This is a genomic window from Microbulbifer celer (assembly GCF_020991125.1).
GTDB classification, from domain to species: domain Bacteria; phylum Pseudomonadota; class Gammaproteobacteria; order Pseudomonadales; family Cellvibrionaceae; genus Microbulbifer; species Microbulbifer celer.
Genome location: NZ_CP087715.1, coordinates 3215001 through 3232756, shown reverse-complemented (window position 1 = coordinate 3232756; position 17756 = coordinate 3215001). Strand labels below are relative to the sequence as shown.

The window sequence follows — 17756 nt, the reverse complement described above, 5'->3', positions numbered from 1 at the left end:
TCCGTAGTTGACTGTCTGTTACCCCGCGCTCGGGGCTCGCTGGCATTATGGCGGCCGCTGGGTCGAGTGCAAGTTTTGACGCGGTAGTTGTGGGCTGTCGTTGTGAACAGGGGGTTTGACTTGCGCCGTGACCACTTTATAAAGGCCGGTTATAAAAGGCCTTGTTGGGCCTGACGGACGGCGATTACGTCTTCCGGGCGATCAACGCCTTCTATATTCAATTGACTGTTTTGGTTCTGGATTGCTATGGCATCGAAAACACGCCGCCGGAAAAAGGCGGCGAGACCGGGAAGACTGCGTCGCTGGATCAAGCGGCTGAGCCTGCTTGCCCTGCTCGGGGTTCTGGCGTTGGCCGGGTATATGGTTTACCTGGATATGCAGCTGCGTGAGCGTCTCGACAGTCGTCAGTATCAACTGCCGGCCAGGGTATACGCGCGCCCGTTGATTTTGCGCGAAGGGATGGTGATGCGCCCGGATGAACTGGAGTCCGAGTTCGCCGCGCTCAACTACAAGAAAAGCGATACTGTCGATGAGCCCGGACAGTGGCAGCGGGAGGGGATGGACTACCTGGTCTGGCGCCGCGATTTTATTCATCCCGACGGCCATGAACCCGCCGCCAAGGTACGTTTTCGTCTGCGTAACGATGAGTTGAGCCGGCTGCGTTCGGAATCCGGCGACAAGCTGGAGGAGTTCCGTCTGGATGCAGCGTCTATCGGCACATTGCTGGGTGGTGGTGACGACCGTACCCCGGTGCGGATTGACGATATTCCTCCCCTGCTGGGCGCCACCCTGATTGCGGTGGAAGACCAGGATTTTGTACACCATTTCGGTGTGTCTCCCCGCGGTATTGCCCGTGCCATGGTAGCCAACATCAAGGCCGGCGGTGTGGTTCAGGGGGGGTCCACGATTACCCAGCAGCTGGTAAAGAATATCTTCTTTGACCACAAGCCCAGCCTGTGGCGCAAATTCAACGAAGCGCTGATGGCGATCCTGATGGAGGTTCATTACGACAAAGCCTACATCCTGCAGGAGTACATCAATGAGGTGTGGCTGGGGCAGCAGGGTAGCCGGGCGATTTACGGCTTTGGCCTGGCGTCGGAATTCTATTTCCAGAAACCCCTGAACCAGCTGGAGCCCCACCAGATTGCACTGCTGGTGGGCCTTGCCAAGGGTGCTTCCTATTACAATCCCTGGCGCAACCCCGAGCGCGCACTGGAACGGCGCAATACCGTACTCGATATCATGCTGGAGCAGGCGCTAATCACCCCGGAACAGCACGAGCGCTTGCGCAAGCAACCACTGGAAGTGGCCGCTGCCGGCGCCGCGGCGCAAAACCCGTATCCGGCCTTTACCGAGCGCCTGCTGGAAGAGTTGCGCCCGTATTACTCGGTCGAGGAGCTGCGTACTGCCGGTCTGCGGGTCTACACGACCCTGTCTCCTTCAGTACAGGCGCTGGCGGAAAAGTCTGTCAGTGAAGGCGCGGAAAAACTGGAGAAAGACCGCGGTATTCAGGAGGACTCGCTGCAATCTGCCACGGTAGTTGTGGAAAACCACAGTGGCAATGTGCTTGCCATGGTGGGGGACCGTCGTCCCCACTACCCCGGCTTCAACCGCGCACTGGAGGCCCGCCGTCAAATCGGTTCTCTGGTTAAACCCGCAGTGTATTTGACCGCACTGGAACGCGCCCACCAATATAACCTGGCTACCCTGATCGACGACGCGCCGGTGCGCGAGGAAACCGAAGACGGCCAGATATGGATGCCGGCCAACTTTGGCAATCGCAGTCATGGGCTGGTGCCGCTGTACGTCGCCCTGTCTCGTTCTTACAACCAGGCAACGGCGCGCCTGGGGCTGGAACTTGGGGTTGAAAATGTGCGCCAGACCCTGCGTAGAGTCGGCGTGCAGGCGAGCCTGCCGCGGGTGCCTTCGCTGTTTCTCGGTACCGCGGAACTGACCCCATTTGAAGTGGCCGGCATGTTCCAGACCTATGCCAATGGTGGGGAGGATGTGAAGCTGCGTACCCTGCTGGCAGTCTCCGACGCGGATGGCGAGCAGGTGCAACATTTTCGACGTCGCGCGAACCGCGGGGTGGATGCGGTTCCGGCCTATCTGCTGCGTTATGGGCTGGAGCAGGTGATGCGCGAGGGAACCGGCAAGAGCGCCATGCGCCGTCTGCCCGGCAGTGTGGCCTTCGCCGGCAAAACCGGTACCACCAACGACTATCGGGACAGCTGGTTTGCCGGCTTTTCCCCGGATGTTACTGGGGTGGTGTGGATCGGTCGCGACGACAACCAGCGCACCAGTCTGACTGGTGCCACCGGTGCGCTCAGTATCTGGACCGAAATCATGCGCAAGCTGCCCCACCGCCATGGCCGTATTCAGGCACCGCGCGGGGTGGAGTGGAAACCGGTGAACGAAAAAGGCCAGTACATGGACCCGCGCAATTGCCAGGGCGGCCACGAACTGCCGTTTTCCACCGAAACCCGGCTGGAGACGGATCCGCGCTGTCAGCGTCGCGGCTGGTTCCGCAACTGGTTTGACGATGATCGCGAACGGGAAAACGAAGCGGCACCGAGAGAAGAGATGAGCCCGGGGTGGGGTATCGATCCGGAGCAGCAGCGGCGTCAGCAACAGCAGCGTCGGGAGCAGGATCTGCGTGAGCGGATGCAGCGGGAAGAGCAGCGTCGCCAGCAGGAGATGCCGCCGGTGTATGAAGAGCCACTTCCGCAGCAACCGGGCGTCACCGATGCCATCCCCCGGAGCGACCAAGACCGCCTGCGTCGTCTCGATGAGCAGGGGCGTATCCAGGAGGAGCGGTACCGTGAGGAGGAGCGTCGCGCAGAGGAAGAGCGCCGGATTCTGGAGGAACGCCTGCGCCGGAATGACGAGCTGCAACAGGATCGCAACCTGGAGGGCGCGCCGGTAGAAGAGGCCCAGCCGTGGTCACCGGACGAAGATCAGTGGCCCTGAATGCGGACACTCGGCAACTACAGTTATTGCGGTTGTTACTCCAGTGCTACCCGGAGCCCTGCAGCCAGGAGCAGCTGTGGTCGGGATGGCGAATCGCTGGCGGGGTTCAAGCTGGTCCGTGAGATGCGTCAACGGGGTGACCAGGCGCCGTTCTACCTCTAGCCATCATGCCTTCAGGCACCCAGTGCGCCGAGTTTGAGCCGCGTGGCGGGCACGGTGTCGCCACGACTTCGAAGGGCCTGTTCGGTCTGATTACGCCAAATTTTACCACTGCTTCTGCGCCTGCAGAGGATGCCTGAACCCGGCGGCTCACCCGTTGCCTGTGGCTCTCAAAAGGTTTCAAACACTTTTAAAGACGACTTTTCCAAGGCTTCGCTAAAGTTTTCCGCCTGAAGGCCGGTATGGGACCTGTGCTTCAAAATGGTACTGCGAAAGCCTGGGGGAAACATGTTGGGACTCGGATGGGGGGCCGTAGCAACGGCCGCACGAGATGGTGTTGATCTGCACTTTGCGCTGGAAAGTGCCAGAAAGCGCTATTTGGGGACAGGGGTTTATCAGATGAGTGATCGGGAGCGGCAGGTGGTCCGCCTGATGGCGGAAGGGGCGACCAGTGAGGAGATCGCCGATCGCCTGTACCTCTCGGTACACACGGTCAAAAACCACCGTAAAAATATCCTGCGCAAGACCGGGTGCCGCAACTCCGGGCAACTGGTGTCCCGGTGCATTGCGGCAAAAATACTCTGATTGGTTCAATCGCGCCGGTTTTAGCGCTGTAAAAGCCTGGCTGCCTCTTCCGCGAAGTAGGTGAGTACGCCGTCGGAGCCAGCGCGCTTGAACCCCAGCAGGGATTCCAGAATCACCGCCTCGCGATTGAGCCAGCCGTTCTCGAACGCCGCGCAGTGCATGGCGTACTCACCGCTGACCTGATAGGCAAAGGTCGGCACCCTGAGCTCTTCTTTCACCCGGCGCACCACATCCAGATACGGCATCCCCGGCTTCACCATGATCATGTCCGCGCCTTCCTGCAGATCCTGGGCGCACTCGTGCAGGGCTTCGTCGCTGTTGGCCGGATCCATCTGGTAGCTGGCCTTGTTGGCGCCCTTGAGGTTACCTGCCGTGCCCAGCGCATCGCGAAACGGACCGTAATATGCGGACGCGTATTTGGCGGCGTACGACATGATCTGGGTGTTGACGTGGCCCTCGCGCTCCAGTGCCGTGCGGATGGCGCCGATGCGGCCATCCATCATGTCGGAGGGCGCAACCACGTCGGCGCCCGCCGCCGCGTGGGACAGGGCCTGCTGCACCAGCACTTCCACGGTATCGTCATTGACGATATAGCCGCGCTCATCCATTAATCCATCCTGGCCGTGACTGGTGAAGGGATCCAGGGCGACGTCGGTGATCACACCCAGTTCCGGTGCGGCGTCTTTCAGTGCGCGTACCGCCCGCTGGGCGAGCCCGTCGGCGTCGAAGGCAGCGCGGGCATCGTCGGATTTGTGCGCGGCATCGACCACCGGGAACAGCGCCACCGCCGGAATGCCCAGATTGACCAGCTCGACGGCCTTTTGTGCCAACAGATCCACGGTCAGTCGCTCGACGCCAGGCATGGAGGCCACCTTCTGGGTTTCACCGCGGCCTTCAATCACAAACAATGGCAGAATCAGGTCGTCGGTGGTGAGCTGGTTTTCCCGCATCAGGCGGCGGGAAAAGTCGTGCGCGCGTAGGCGGCGCGGGCGGGTGTTGGGGTAAGCGCCGCGAAACAGGTTACTGCTCATGGATAATCACTCCGGCTGGTACGTCTGACATACCGCTCTCGGGTGGGAGCGGCTAAGCTGGCGGCAATCATATCAAAATGGAGCGCAGATCATGGCCACAGCTATCTGGTGTTTACTCATGGCGCTTCTGATGCCGCCAATATTTGCCGCCATCGCCAAGGCCACGGCCGAGGGTCGTTACAACAACCGCTCCCCACGGGCGTTTCTGGAAAAGCAGTCCGGCATCTCGCGCCGCGCAGACTGGGCCCAGCGCAACAGCTTTGAAATCTTGCCAGCCTTTATCGCTGGGATTTTTGCCGCGATCGCCGCTGGCATTGACGAGCAGTGGCTGGCGAGGCTTTCAATCATTTTCGTGGTTACACGGATCCTCTACGGAATCTGCTATCTGAAAGACTGGGCCAGTGCGCGCACGCTGTGCTGGTTTGTGGGGCTTGCCTGTTGTCTGTGGCTGTTGATGATGGCAGCGCTGGCTGCGGGCTGATATCAGATCGTCTCAAGTGTTGTCGCGAAGGTGGTCGACGAGCGCACGACCGGCAGCGGCAATATGCTGTTCGAGTAGCGTGCCGGCCGCCTTGCGATCGCCGCGCTGCAGTAGATCCAGCAGCTGGTAGTGCTCCTGCTGGCTGGTTGCCTGATAATCGAGACCGCGGGATTGATACCCGATATAGCGTTCGCACTGACGGTGCAGTTGCTCCACCGCTGCAAACAGCGTCGGGCGATTGGCGCTGCGGTACAGGCAGGTGTGAAACTGCCAGTTGAGTGCGCCGATCTCTGCGGCACTGAGTTCCGGCGACCGCTCTGTTGCTTGTTCCATAGCATCGAGAATATCCCGTGCGCGGCCGAGGGTTTCTCCGTTCAGATTGGGGGCGGCGAACTCCTGTAGCAGGGGTTCCAGGCGCATGCGCATCAGGTAGAGATCCTCTACTTCCAGCGGGTCGAACTGCGGTACCGCCACACCACGTTTGCCGTGTCCGGTAAGCCACCCTTCATTTTTGAGCCGGGTCAGGGCGTCCCGTACGGGAATCCGGCTCACTGCATACAGCGCCGCCAATTCCGTCTGTTTGAGCACGGTGCCGGGGGCAAAACGCCCCTGCTGTAAATCGGATTTGAGCTGTTGATAGAGATCCATTCACGGTTTCCTGTTAAGCAGCCAGTGGCAGATCAGGCCCCCCGCCAATCCCCAGAACGCCGTACCGATGCCGAAGTAACTGGCGCCCGACGCAGTGATCAGAAAGGTGACCAGGGCCGCCTCGCGACTGCTCACCTCCGCGGTCGCACTGGCCAGGCTGCTGCCGATGGTGCCGATCAGGGCCAACCCGGCCACAGTGGCAATCATCGCCTGTGGGAAAGCACTGAACAGGGCAACCACGCTCGCCCCGAACAAACCGGCCAGTAAGTAAAACGTCCCGGCAGCAATACCGGCGGTATAACGCCGTTCGGGATCCTGATGGGCATCGGGCCCGGTACAGATGGCAGCGGAGATCGCCGCCAGATTGAAGGCGAAACCGCCGAAGGGCGTCAGTATCAATGACGTCAGGCCGGTACCGCTGATCACCGGTGAGATCGGCACCCGTTGATATCCACTGGCACGCAGGGTGGCGACACCGGGGATATTCTGCGAGGTCATGGTGACGATAAACAGGGGTAATCCCACACCGATCAGCACCGCCGGATTGAACTCCGGGGACACCCAGACCGGTTTACTCAGAGCCCAGTGCAGTTGATCGGGCTGGACCTGACCCTGCCCCCAGCTGACGGTAAACCCTGTCATCAAGACGACAATGATGGCGTAGCGTGGCAGCCAGAGGCGACAGGCCAGGTAGGTCAGCAACATGGTGCCCACCAGCGGTGGATTCGCCTCCAACGAGGTGAATACTGACAACCCAAACTGCAGCAGAATCCCTGCCAGCATGGCGCTGGCGATGGGTAGCGGCACCCGTGACATCACCCGCTCGAAGGCACCGGATATTCCCAGTAACAGGGTCAGCACCGCACTGAACAGGAAGGCGCCGATGGCTTCCGCCATGGAGACCCCGGTGAGGCTGGTGGCCAGCAGTGCCGCACCGGGGGTGGACCAGGCGGTGATGACCGGGGCGCGGTAGTACCAGGAAAATGCGATACAGGTGATGCCCATACCGAGCCCCAGGGCGCCGATCCAGGAAACCATTTCGGCCTCGCTGGCCCCGGCGGCTGCCGCCGCCTGCAGCACAATGGCCACGGAGCTGGCAAAGCCGACCAGTACCGCGACAAAGCCGGCACTGACTGAAGACAGGCTGGTATCGGCCCAGAGGGAGCGTTGCACTGTGTATACCTTTTTAAAAATGTATACATTTTTATACGGCAGAACGTTCGGCGGGACAAGTGGTGGGGCTGCTGAGGTTCGGGCTGGCTGGTGGGGGTACTGATACCGGGTGCGGTCTCGCAAGACCACACCCGGTATCAGTGTCTTCCCCGGGTTCCCGACGTGGTCGGAAAGCCGGTGGCGGAGAGGCCGTCGACCGGGTTAGCTCAAGCGTGCAAACACCTTGCGCGCCGCGGTAATCGTGGCATCGATGTCTTCATCGCTATGGGCCGCGGACATAAAGCCGGCTTCATAGGAGGCCGGTGCCAGGTAGACACCTTCCTCCAGCATGCCGTGGAAGAAGCGATTGAAGCGCTCGGTATCACAGGCCATGACCTGTTGATAGTTGCTGACCTGTTCCGCATCGGTGAAGAAGAAACCGAACATGCTGCCCACCTTGTTGGCGGTGAGCGGAATACCCGCCTCTTTGGCGGCGGCCAGAATACCTGCTACCAGACGGTCGGTTTTGGCGGTGAGCTTTTCGTACAGCCCCGGTTCCTGGATCAGTTGCAGGGTTTCCAGCCCTGCCACCATGGCCATGGGGTTCCCGGACAGGGTGCCAGCCTGGTATATCGGGCCCAGCGGGGCGATCTTTTCCATGATCTCGCGCTTGCCGCCGAAAGCGCCGACTGGCATGCCACCACCGATCACCTTGCCCAGGGTGGTGAGGTCTGCCTCGACTCCGTAATGACCCTGTGCACCGGTCAGGCTGACGCGGAAGCCGGTCATCACCTCATCCAGAATCAGCAGTGCACCGGATTCGTCGCACACTTCACGCAAGGCTTCCAGAAAGCCCGGTAGCGGCGGGATGCAGTTCATATTGCCCGCTACCGGCTCGACGATGATGCAGGCGATCTGGTCGCCGATCTCGGCGAAACACCTTCTCACGCCCTCAATATCGTTGTAGGTCAGGGTGATGGTGTGATCCGCCAGTGCCGCCGGTACGCCGGGGGAAGAGGGCACGCCCATGGTGAGTGCGCCGGAGCCGGCCTTCACCAGCAGGGAGTCGGAGTGACCGTGGTAGCAGCCTTCGAATTTAACGATCTTGTCGCGGCCGGTGTAACCACGGGCCAGGCGGATCGCACTCATGGTGGCTTCGGTGCCGGAGTTTACGAAGCGCACCAGATCCATGTTCGGCCATACCCGGCACAGTTCTTCCGCCAGCTCGGTTTCCAGCTCGGTGGGTGCGCCAAAGCTGAGGCCGGATTGGGCCTGTTCTACCACGGCTTCGATCACATCCGGGTGCGCGTGTCCCAGTACCATTGGGCCCCAGGACTGTACATAGTCGATATAGCGTTTTTCATCGGCATCGTAGAGGTAGGCTCCCTCGGCGCGCTCGATGAAGACGGGTGTGCCGCCCACGGCGCGGAAAGCGCGCACGGGCGAATTGACACCGCCGGGAATGACTTTCTGGGCTTCGGCAAACAGGGATTCGGATTTGCTCATAGGGTATCGAGTCCGGGTTGGATATTGAGACTGGAAATGTGGGATTGGAAATTGCGCGTATTATCTGCGCCTGCGTCCGTAGTCGCAAACGAAGAGAAGCTGGGAATCCACGGTCTAGGGTGTATACGCGCAGCGCGTCCACCCTAGGTCATCGCAGCTGCCTCGGAGTCTGGTGGATGCACGGGAGATTTGCGGCGGGGTGGGGTCAGTCGTCTTTACAGGTCCAGAACAAACGGTTGGGGATCGGACGGCCCATTCCCAGGCGTCGGCTGTGGGCAATGGCGCTCCATGTGAATTGCTGGCTGCGGTTGACCGATTCCAGCACCGTGAGTCCGTGGGCAATATGACACGCAATGGCGGTGGTGAGTGTCCCGCAGGCGCCGTAGGCCGCCGGCGGCAATTGCTGCCAGTGGAACTGACGTACAAGCCCGCGTACATCGTACAGGCGGTTCTCCAGCTGTTGTGCCTGGGCCGGAACACCGGTGAGCAGCAGGTAGCGACAGCCGCTTTCCAGCAGCTCCTGGGCCTGGGCGTCGTGTACGTCGGCCTCGCCGGCCATGGCGCGGGCCTCGCGGCGGTTGGGGGCCACCAGGGTGGCCTGGGGCAATAGCAGGTCGCACATAGCGGTCCACAGGGGCGGGGCCAGCAGGCTTTCCTTGTCCGCAAGCGTCGCATCCGGGTCGATAATCAGGGGGATATCCGGGTAGTCCCGCAATACGCTGTGCAGGGCGTGTACATTCTCCACCGAGCCCAGGTAGCCGATCTTGATCGCCGCAACCGGCATGTCTTCAAGGACACCGCGGGCCTGCTCCACCAGCAGGTTTTCATCTACCGGTGCCACCCCCGCCAGTTCGCGGGTATCGCCGACCGTGATGGCGGAGATCACCGAGGTGCAATGGCAGCCGAGGCTGACGGCGGTTTCCGTATCGGCAGCGATGCCGGCGCTGCCACTGGGATCGTGGTGGGCAATGGTCAGGATGATGGGCTGGCGGGTATCCATATTCATGTCTGGCTGCAGGCCGTGAGTGATCTTTTATTTTAGCTGCGAAAGCGGGGCGAACGGTGGTCGTGCGCGCCCCGGTAGTCGCTGCGTAGGTGGGATCAGAAGGGTTTCACCACCGCCAGAATGATGATGGCGACCAGCGCAAACACCGGCAGCTCATTGAAAATACGGAAGTAGCGCCCGCTCTTGGTTACGGTGCCGGCGGCGAATTTTTTCACATAGGCGCCGCAGATATGGTGATAGCCGATCAGTAACACCACAAACGTCAGCTTGGCGTGCAGCCAGGCCGCGGATTTGTAGTAATCGGGATTGAAGGTAATCAGCCAGACGCCGAAGACGATGGTGGCGATCATCGACGGCAGGGCGATACCCCGGTACAGGCGCCGCTCCATGATGCAGAAGCGATCTTTGCTGAGCGCATCAGTGGCGTCCACGTGATACACAAACAGGCGCGGGAGATAGAACAGTGCGGCGAACCAGCACACCATGGAAATCAGGTGGAAAGCTTTGATCCAGAGCATTTAAGTATCCTTTTTTACTGTGTGCGAGAAATTCTTTTTATAAAACCGGGCTATTGCCGGTAGTAGTGCTCGATATGCTGGGGCAGGATGATACCCGCCACATCACTGTTGAGCACGCCGGAGAATCCCTGGTCGTAATCGCGACCAATATACAGTGCGCCGGCACCACTTCTTTCCAGGGCCACCTGGGCTTCCAGCAGCGTTGCGCGCCAGCTGAGCGGCGCCAGTTCAAGGCGCTCCCCCGGCAGTCGCAACAGATCGACCTTCTCTTCCGGTTGCTTCGCTTCTGCCTCCTGGCCCTTTTCTCGCGGGCGCTGCAGGAAGTTGGCCAGGTCGGCAGTGCGCAGCAGTTGGGGGTGGTCCTCGCTCCCCACCAGCAGCCACGCGGGCTGCTGTTCGATCAGGCGCTCCGCTTGAGTGCTGTTCAGTAACTGGGGAACGACCGCGATATTGCGCTCCATCACACCGGCGACGCCCACGCGGCTCAACATCTGCTGGCGCCAGCTGGGGGTGCCGCTTTTGCCCAATGCGCGCAGGGACTCCTGATACATACCCTCGGTTCTGAACAGCTGTCGGCTGACGAGACAGGCGATCACGATGGTCATCATGCCCGGGAACAGCACGTTGGCGTTGTAGGTCAGTTCGAGGATGGCCAGCAGCGCTGCCAGCGGCGCATTGAGTAAGGCACCCATCATTGCTGCCATCCCCACCATCGCGTAGAGCCCGGGGCTGGCGGTAGAGGCGCCGAGCCACATGTTGGCGATATGCCCAGCGGCGCCGCCGATACAGGCGCCGAGAATCAGACTGGGGCCGATGACACCTCCGGGAATACCGAAACCTGTGCCTACGGCGGTCGCCAGGGCCTTGGCGAGGACGATCAGGATCAGGGTGGAGATGCCCAGTTGTCCGAGCATGGCCATTTCCAGGGTGTCGTAACCGGCGCCGAGAATTTCCGGTACCCAGATACCGAGGGTGCCAGTCACCAGACCGACGATTCCGAAGCGCACAAGCGGTGGCAGCTTTTGCTGTAATGGCGCCAGGCGGCGCTGGCTGGCGATGTAAGTGGATGCGAGGGCGCCGATCACCAGTGCGCTCACAAACAGAATTGGCAGTTCGCGCAGGGATTCCAGCTGGATCGCCGGCACACTGAATGCGGCTTGATGGCCGAATGCGATGCGGGTGGCGGCGCTGCCGCTGACGGCGGCAATAATGACCGGCAGGAACCCCGCCACGGTGTACTCCAGCATCACTACTTCCATGGCGAATACGACGCCCGCCAGCGGGGTATTGAAGGACGCGGCGATGGCGGCGGCGACGCCGCACGCGACCAGGGTGCGCACCGAGTTGTGCGGCAGGCGCAGGCGCTGCGCCACCCAGCTGCCGCTGGCGGCCCCCAGGTGCACCGCGGGACCTTCGCGGCCCACAGACTGACCGCTGAGCAACGCGATGGTGCCGGTAAAAAACTGCAGCACGGCATTTTTGATCGGCATGCGTCCCTGATGATTGTGCAGCCGGTCCAGCACATGTACCACGCCGGTGGCGCGCGTGGAGGGCACAATCCACTGGAACAGCAGTCCGAGCAACAGGGCACCGCCCAGCGGTAGCAGAAAGCGCTGCAGCGGCGAAAGAGATTCAAAATCGTCGATCTGCGGCAGGTAAAAGATCATTGGCCACTCGCTCAACTGGCGAAAGGCAATAATCACCAGGCCCGCACAGATACCGATGACGAGTGCCAACAGCACCAGCACCGGTAGCGCCTGCTGCGCGGACAGTTGCAATTGCAGGCGGTCCCGCAGGCGCAGCTTCGCAGGGCGGGTGTGCTCGAAGGCGGTGGGAGTATTGGGCTCGGGAGAGCGCGGCACTGAAAGTCCTTTTGTGTCGATGGCTTATGGTAAAGTGCACGGTTCAGTATACAGGGGTTCTGCGGCGCCAGAAGGTGGTAACGTCAGAGCGTTTGTGAAGGTCATGGCAGGGCTGTAGCGGAATAGTCAGTAAGGAGAGAGTGGTGAGTGCAATCAAGGCGGCAATCGTAGGTGGAACCGGCTACACGGGCGTGGAGCTGTTGCGCCTGTTGGCAGGACACCCCGGCGTAGAAGTAACCGCGATTACTTCCCGTGCCGAAGCCGGGACGCCGGTGTCGGAACTATTCCCAAGTTTGCGCGGTCACTACGACTTGAAGTTTTGCGCGCCGGATATCGAACAACTGGCGGCCTGCGATGTGGTGTTCTTTGCCACTCCGCACGGGGTCGCCCAGGCGCAGGTGCCGGAACTGATCAGCCGCGGTGTACGGGTGATAGACCTGTCTGCAGATTTCCGTATCAAGGACATTGCCACCTGGGAGCAGTGGTACGGCCAGAAGCACGCCTGCCCCGAGCTGGCAGCCGACGCGGTGTACGGTCTGCCGGAAGTGAATCGGGCGCAGATTGTAGACGCGCAGTTGCTGGCCTGTCCGGGGTGTTATCCCACCGCCATTCAGCTGGGCTTTATCCCGCTGCTGGAAGCCGGGCTGATATCGCCGGAGAATCTGATTGCCAATGCCGCCAGTGGTGCCAGTGGTGCGGGTCGCCAGGGCAAAACCGAGCTGCTGTTTGCGGAGAACAACGATAGCTTCCGCGCCTATGCCGCCGGTGGCCACCGCCATCTGCCGGAAATTGAGCAGGGCCTTGGCGGTGTTCATACCGGAAGTGGCGATGTGCGCCTGACCTTTGTGCCGCACCTGTTACCCACGGTGCGCGGGATTCACGCAACGCTGTACGGTACTCTGGCGCAGGACACCTCGGTGGAAGCTCTTCAGGCGCTGTTCGAAAAACGCTACCGGGATGAGCCATTTGTGGATGTCATGCCCGCTGGCAGCCACCCGCAGACCCGCAGCGTTCGCGGCACCAACATGTGTCGGATCGCGGTGCTGAAGCCGCAGGATCGCAATACCGTGGTTGTGCTTTCAGTCATTGATAATCTGGCCAAGGGCGCCTCGGCGCAGGCGATCCAGAACCTGAATATCATGTTCGGCCTAAATGAGAACCAGGGGCTGGAGAGCCCCGCACTGCTGCCTTAAAATCGACAGCAGTTAAAAAAACAAAACAGACGACAACACACACGGATTCCATGGCGCGCAAATGGCTCGGAAAGTAAAAGGCACAAAGCAGTATCGAATGAAGGTGGTTCCCCATCGCCCCTTTTTTGGCGCCTTCTCGATGATGGGGGTCGCACTGCTGGTGTTGTCTACCTCGGCGGGCGCCTACTTTGCCGGCCAGTACCAGCTGCGTAAGACGCTGGATGAAACCACCCGGCAGCACGAGCAGGTGCTCGGTCAGTTGGAGGAAGTGCGCAAGGAAAACGAGTCCCTGAGGCTGCGCGCCGCGACGGCGGAGCAGTCTGTCACCATCGGCGAGCAGGCCAGTGAGTCCGTGCGTGAGGAGCTGGTGCAAAAAGAAAATCAGATTGCCGAGTTGAAGCAGGAGATATCCTTTTACCGCGGCATCATGGCGCCCTCCGAGGGGAGCGAAGGGGTTTCCATCGGGCGCTTCAGTATTTCCCAGGCTGAGGATGGGCACCGCTATCAGTACAAACTGCTGGTACAGCAGTCCTCTGCTCGCCACCAGGTGGTCACCGGGGCAGCGCGCTTCACCATCATCGGCAAGGAGGGTGAAGAGATCCGACGGTATGCGCTCGCGGACCTTTCCGAGCAGGTGGAGAGCGAGTCTATCCCGCTGCGATTCAAGTATTTCCAGAATATCGAAGGAGAGCTGCAGTTGCCCGAGGGGTTTGAGCCCGAGGGCGTCGAGCTGTCGCTCAAATCCAGCAAACGCCGGGGATTCAATATCGATCAGCGCTATGGCTGGCTGGTGCAAAAGACATGATGTCACTTGCGGGCAGGCCGCCCCATCAGGAGTAACTGGTTATCTACCCCATACCGGGCTCCGATCCATTCACGAGGTTTCGAATTGATTTATGTTTCAGAAAAAAGAGAAGACAAGCACTATGGCTAACTCCGGTGGCAACAATACAACCCTGATTGCTCGTCACACCGAAGTGACCGGCGACCTGCATTTTCGCGGCAACCTGGTGGTAGAAGGCCGGGTCAATGGTAACGTCAGCGCCCACAGCGACAGCGATGCTCGCCTGCAGGTAGTGGACGGGGGCATCATCGAAGGTGAAATTCGCGTGCCGAGCGTGGTGGTCAATGGCAATGTAAAAGGCGATGTCCACGCCAGTGGTCACCTGGAGTTGGCATCCAAGGCTGTGGTTGAGGGCAATGTGCACTACAAGCTGATCGAAATGGTCAAAGGCGCGCAGGTCAACGGCTCTCTGGTGTCCAACGTGGAAACCGATGTCGCTGGCGAGCCCCGCATGCTGGGTTATTCCGAAGAAGTGATCGACGCGGAATAATCCGACCGGTGGGTGCTGGCGCCATATTGGTGATTTGCAGTAATTTCGGCAATACTTGACCCGTTTGCTGGGATTTATCCATAATGCGTCCGCAGCCGTAACCAATCTGGTTGCGGCGCCCATCCTCGGTATTGAGTTAGATATATGTCAGAAGCTGTTTCCTTTTCTCCCGATCCAATTCAGGTGACCGAAAACGCCGTTGCCAAGGTGAAGGGCTTGCTGGAAGAAGAGGGCAACCCGGAACTGAAGCTGCGCGTGTTTGTAACTGGTGGCGGCTGTTCCGGCTTTCAGTACGGTTTCACTTTTGACGAGCTGGTTGCTGAAGACGATGCGGTGATTGAGAAAGAGGGCATCGAGGTGCTGGTCGACGCCATGAGCTACCCCTACCTGGTGGGTGCCAGTGTCGACTATGAAGAGGGCCTGTCCGGCTCGCGTTTCGTGGTGCAGAACCCCAACGCGTCCTCTACCTGCGGCTGCGGTTCTTCCTTCTCCATCTGATCTGCGGTGTTTCCCGCAAAGCCCGGTTGTTCTGGCCGGGTGCGCACCCAATCTGTCCCGATCTGCAATTGCTGTAAGATTCCCGCGTCTGCTACGGGGATACTGCCGTGCCTTTGGCCGCAGGGTAATGAGGTTCGACGTGTACAGTTGGGCCCGGATAGGCTCATGCGGGATAGATGGCACCGAGCACAGTCTCCCGGCTCGCGCCGGTCACCGCCGGGCAGTTGCCCGCTCTGCCGTGTACGGTCTGTCGCGCCAGCCAGGCAAAGCCGGCACCCTCCACCCAATCGGCATCGATACCATAGTGATCCGTGGGGGCCACGGACCAGGTGGGCAGGCGCCGTTGTATACGCGCCATCAGATTCTTGTTGCGGGCGCCGCCACCGCAAATCAACAGTTCTCCGCCCGCGGCAAATTCGTGTACGCCGTTGGCGATCGTGGCCGCGGTGACTTCTGCCAGGGTTGCCTGAACATCTGCTGGCGCGAGCTCGAGTCCGACACTGGCGCGCTCCAGCCAGGTGGGATTGAATGCTTCGCGACCGGTACTTTTCGGTGCTGGCGCGCTGAAAAACGGATCTGCCAGCAACCGGTTCAGCAATTCTGGATGCACAGCGCCGCTGGCGGCCCAGGCGCCGTCGGCGTCATAGTCCAGACCCCGCTGTAGCTTTACCCAGTAATCCAGTAATGCGTTGCCGGGGCCTGTGTCGTAACCGCGCACGCCGCCATCGGCCGCCAACTCGGTAATGTTGGCCATGCCGCCGATGTTGACCACCGCGCGATCGCGACTGGTGCGGAACACCGCATTGTGAAATGCGGGCATCAAAGGCGCGCCCTGGCCGCCGAGGGCCATGTCCCGCCGGCGAAAGTCGGCCACTGTGGTGATGCCGGTAATGGCGGCAATGGTATTGGGGTCGCCGATCTGGAGCGAAAAGGGCGTGGATACGCTGCCCGGTGGGCGGTGGCGCACGGTCTGGCCGTGGCTGCCGATGGCGCGGACCTGGTCCGGGGCGATATTGGCTTTCCTGAGGAGCGCGAGGGTCGCTTCCGCGAAGTGCTGTCCCAACTGGCGATCGAGCTGACCTGCCCGGTCCAGCTCCGAGGGGCCGGGGGCACAAAGGGCGAGAATCGCCTCGCGCGTCTGGGAAGCTATGGGGTGGCCGATGGCGGCCAGAGTGTGGGGTTGCTCCTCGAGCGTATCGCCGGCATCCGGGAATGCCATCAGGACAGCATCGATGCTATCGACGCTGGTCCCGGACATCAGACCTACATAGAGCTCCGCCATTCAATTGGTGCTGCCGGATGATTCGCCGTGCTCGCTTTGCTGCGCCAGGGCGGGCTGATTAAAGCGCTCAAGCTGTGCCAACAGCGGCTGGGTTTGTGCCTGGAAACGCGCCATTTCACTGCTCGGAATAGATTTCGCCTTCGGCAGCTGACGCACGATGGTGGCAGGGTTGCGATGGCGTCCATTGACCAGGAACTCGTAGTGCAGGTGTGGCCCGGTAGCATAGCCAGTGGAGCCGACTTTGCCGATGACCTGACGTTGCTTGACCCGCTGGCCGCGTTTCACCAAGCGTTTGCTCAGGTGCAGGTAGCGGGTCATGTAGCGGTCACCGTGCTGAATGAAAACGTAGTTGCCGTTGGGCTTGCTGTAGCCGGCGCGCACCACCTTGCCGTCACCTGCCGCGTATACGGGGGTGCCGGTGGGGGCGGCGTAGTCGGTGCCATTGTGTGGGCGACGGGTCTTGAACACCGGGTGCAGGCGGCGCGGATTGAAGTGGGAGCTGATACGGGCAAAATCCACCGGTGTACGGATGAATGCTTTGCGCATGCTCTTGCCGTCGGGCGTGTAGTAGCTGGTGTCGCCATTGCTGTCGGTATAGCGCACCGCGTTAAAGGTTTTGCCCTGGTTGGTGAAAGTGACCGCCTTGATGGGGCCGTCGCCGATCTTCTCGCCGTCGAGGAATTCTTCCTCAAAGATCACGCTGAAAGTGTCGCCTTTGCGGATATCCAGTGCGAAGTCGATATCGGAGCCGAAAATGTTGGCCAATTCCATAATCGTGTTGTTGCTCAAACCGGCCTCGCCGCCGTCCACAAACAGTGAGCTTTTGATTTCGCCCTGGCGGTACGCGCTGTGGCGGTCGGCTTCCCGCTGGTGCAGCGCATAGTTGTATTCATCACCGCTGTCGCGGCTGAACTCCACCCGGCTGAGCCGATCCCGGTGCAACTCCAGGCTCTGCAAGTTGCCGTCACCGTCCACCTGGAAAGTCAGTTCTTCACCCGGAGCCAGCTTTGCCAGTTGTTTGGCCTCCTGGCCGCTGGCCAGCAGTTGATACATTTCCGCGCTGCTGACACCGGCGCGCTGAAACAGATCGGAGAGCGTGTCGCCATTGCGCACCTTCTCTTCTATGACCCGCAGTCCACTGCGGGCGTCTTCAACCGCAATGCCGGCGTCGGCTTCCTCAGCGGCAGCCACCGCCGGAGATACGGCTTCCGCCGGTGCCAGGGAAACCGGGAGCGCAGTGCGTTTTGCCTCAACTTCGGGGGTGGATACAAACAGCGTAAGCGCCAGGGCAAAGCTGGCCGCTCCGGCCGCCAGGGCGTGAGTGCGGGGGAAATTTTTACCCAGTGCGCCCAGCAGGCGCGGGTTCTTCTTGCGTTGATTTTTCATGATTAACAGGCGGCGCTGGCAGAGATTGTTATCGGCTTTTGGTGGTTGTGCTTAAAAAACGAACACCGGGGCGACTTTATAACAAAATTCCCGCCGTCGTTCACGGGGTAATTGACCTGTCGATCCATGATTCAGTTCCTCTTTG

16 protein-coding genes are annotated in these 17756 nt (G+C 60.7%); 7 read left to right on the top strand and 9 right to left on the bottom strand.

The window, feature by feature from the left end; genetic code table 11:
* Nucleotides 1-246 precede the first annotated feature (246 nt).
* Together mrcB and LPW13_RS13355 are read left to right on the top strand one after the other, a co-directional pair.
* Complete coding sequence (mrcB, locus tag LPW13_RS13360; RefSeq protein WP_230436098.1) at nt 247-2970, top strand: penicillin-binding protein 1B; 2724 nt, start codon at nt 247-249, stop codon at nt 2968-2970.
* A gap of 447 nt (nt 2971-3417) precedes the next feature.
* Nucleotides 3418-3714 carry a response regulator transcription factor gene (locus tag LPW13_RS13355; protein ID WP_230436097.1) on the top strand — a complete coding sequence of 99 codons (297 nt, stop codon included), beginning with the start codon at nt 3418-3420 and terminating at the stop codon, nt 3712-3714.
* 20 nt (nt 3715-3734) lie between these two features.
* Here the strand turns inward: LPW13_RS13355 and hemB are convergent, their stop codons facing one another.
* Entirely contained in the window at nt 3735-4745 is a 1011-nt protein-coding gene (hemB, locus tag LPW13_RS13350; RefSeq protein WP_230436095.1) for a porphobilinogen synthase, read from the bottom strand.
* A 91-nt stretch (nt 4746-4836) separates the two neighbouring features.
* On the opposite strand from hemB, the gene LPW13_RS13345 reads away from it, so the two are divergent.
* Nucleotides 4837-5226 carry an MAPEG family protein gene (locus LPW13_RS13345; RefSeq protein ID WP_230436093.1) on the top strand — a complete coding sequence of 130 codons (390 nt, stop codon included), beginning with the start codon at nt 4837-4839 and terminating at the stop codon, nt 5224-5226.
* Nucleotides 5227-5238: 12 nt separating this feature from the next.
* On the opposite strand, the gene LPW13_RS13340 is transcribed toward LPW13_RS13345, so the two are convergent.
* The 6 genes from LPW13_RS13340 to LPW13_RS13315 form a co-directional block, all read right to left on the bottom strand.
* Complete coding sequence (locus LPW13_RS13340) at nt 5239-5874, bottom strand: GntR family transcriptional regulator (protein WP_230436091.1); 636 nt, start codon at nt 5872-5874, stop codon at nt 5239-5241.
* Entirely contained in the window at nt 5875-7047 is a 1173-nt protein-coding gene (locus LPW13_RS13335; RefSeq protein WP_230436089.1) for a benzoate/H(+) symporter BenE family transporter, read from the bottom strand.
* 201 nt (nt 7048-7248) lie between these two features.
* Nucleotides 7249-8532: a glutamate-1-semialdehyde 2,1-aminomutase gene (hemL, locus tag LPW13_RS13330; RefSeq protein WP_230436087.1), complete on the bottom strand. Its 1284-nt coding sequence runs from the start codon at nt 8530-8532 to the stop codon at nt 7249-7251.
* Between the two features lie 205 nt (nt 8533-8737).
* Nucleotides 8738-9538, bottom strand: a complete 801-nt coding sequence (gene thiD / locus LPW13_RS13325; protein WP_230436086.1) for a bifunctional hydroxymethylpyrimidine kinase/phosphomethylpyrimidine kinase — start codon at nt 9536-9538, stop codon at nt 8738-8740.
* Nucleotides 9539-9633: 95 nt separating this feature from the next.
* On the bottom strand, nt 9634-10056 hold the full coding sequence (gene hemJ, locus LPW13_RS13320; protein ID WP_230436084.1) for a protoporphyrinogen oxidase HemJ: 423 nt from the start codon (nt 10054-10056) through the stop codon (nt 9634-9636).
* Nucleotides 10057-10106: 50 nt separating this feature from the next.
* Nucleotides 10107-11918, bottom strand: coding sequence for a chloride channel protein (locus tag LPW13_RS13315; protein ID WP_230436082.1), 1812 nt, complete (start codon nt 11916-11918; stop codon nt 10107-10109).
* 143 nt (nt 11919-12061) lie between these two features.
* Here LPW13_RS13315 and argC point away from each other — a divergent pair, with 143 nt between their 5' ends.
* The 4 genes from argC (at nt 12062) to erpA (ending at nt 14943) form a co-directional block, all read left to right on the top strand.
* The gene (gene argC, locus LPW13_RS13310) at nt 12062-13111 is read left to right on the top strand and encodes an N-acetyl-gamma-glutamyl-phosphate reductase (RefSeq protein ID WP_230436080.1); all 1050 of its coding nucleotides are present in this window, start codon (nt 12062-12064) and stop codon (nt 13109-13111) included.
* Between the two features lie 97 nt (nt 13112-13208).
* Nucleotides 13209-13916: a DUF6776 family protein gene (locus LPW13_RS13305; protein ID WP_230436078.1), complete on the top strand. Its 708-nt coding sequence runs from the start codon at nt 13209-13211 to the stop codon at nt 13914-13916.
* Between the two features lie 121 nt (nt 13917-14037).
* Nucleotides 14038-14445, top strand: coding sequence for a bactofilin family protein (locus tag LPW13_RS13300; protein ID WP_230436077.1), 408 nt, complete (start codon nt 14038-14040; stop codon nt 14443-14445).
* A 144-nt stretch (nt 14446-14589) separates the two neighbouring features.
* Nucleotides 14590-14943, top strand: a complete 354-nt coding sequence (erpA, locus tag LPW13_RS13295) for an iron-sulfur cluster insertion protein ErpA (protein ID WP_230436075.1) — start codon at nt 14590-14592, stop codon at nt 14941-14943.
* Between the two features lie 163 nt (nt 14944-15106).
* Here erpA and LPW13_RS13290 read toward each other — a convergent pair whose 3' ends face one another.
* Together LPW13_RS13290 and LPW13_RS13285 are read right to left on the bottom strand one after the other, a co-directional pair.
* Nucleotides 15107-16225, bottom strand: coding sequence for an anhydro-N-acetylmuramic acid kinase (locus LPW13_RS13290; protein ID WP_230436073.1), 1119 nt, complete (start codon nt 16223-16225; stop codon nt 15107-15109).
* The gene (locus LPW13_RS13285) at nt 16226-17611 is read right to left on the bottom strand and encodes a peptidoglycan DD-metalloendopeptidase family protein (RefSeq protein WP_230436072.1); all 1386 of its coding nucleotides are present in this window, start codon (nt 17609-17611) and stop codon (nt 16226-16228) included.
* Nucleotides 17612-17756 lie beyond the last annotated feature (145 nt).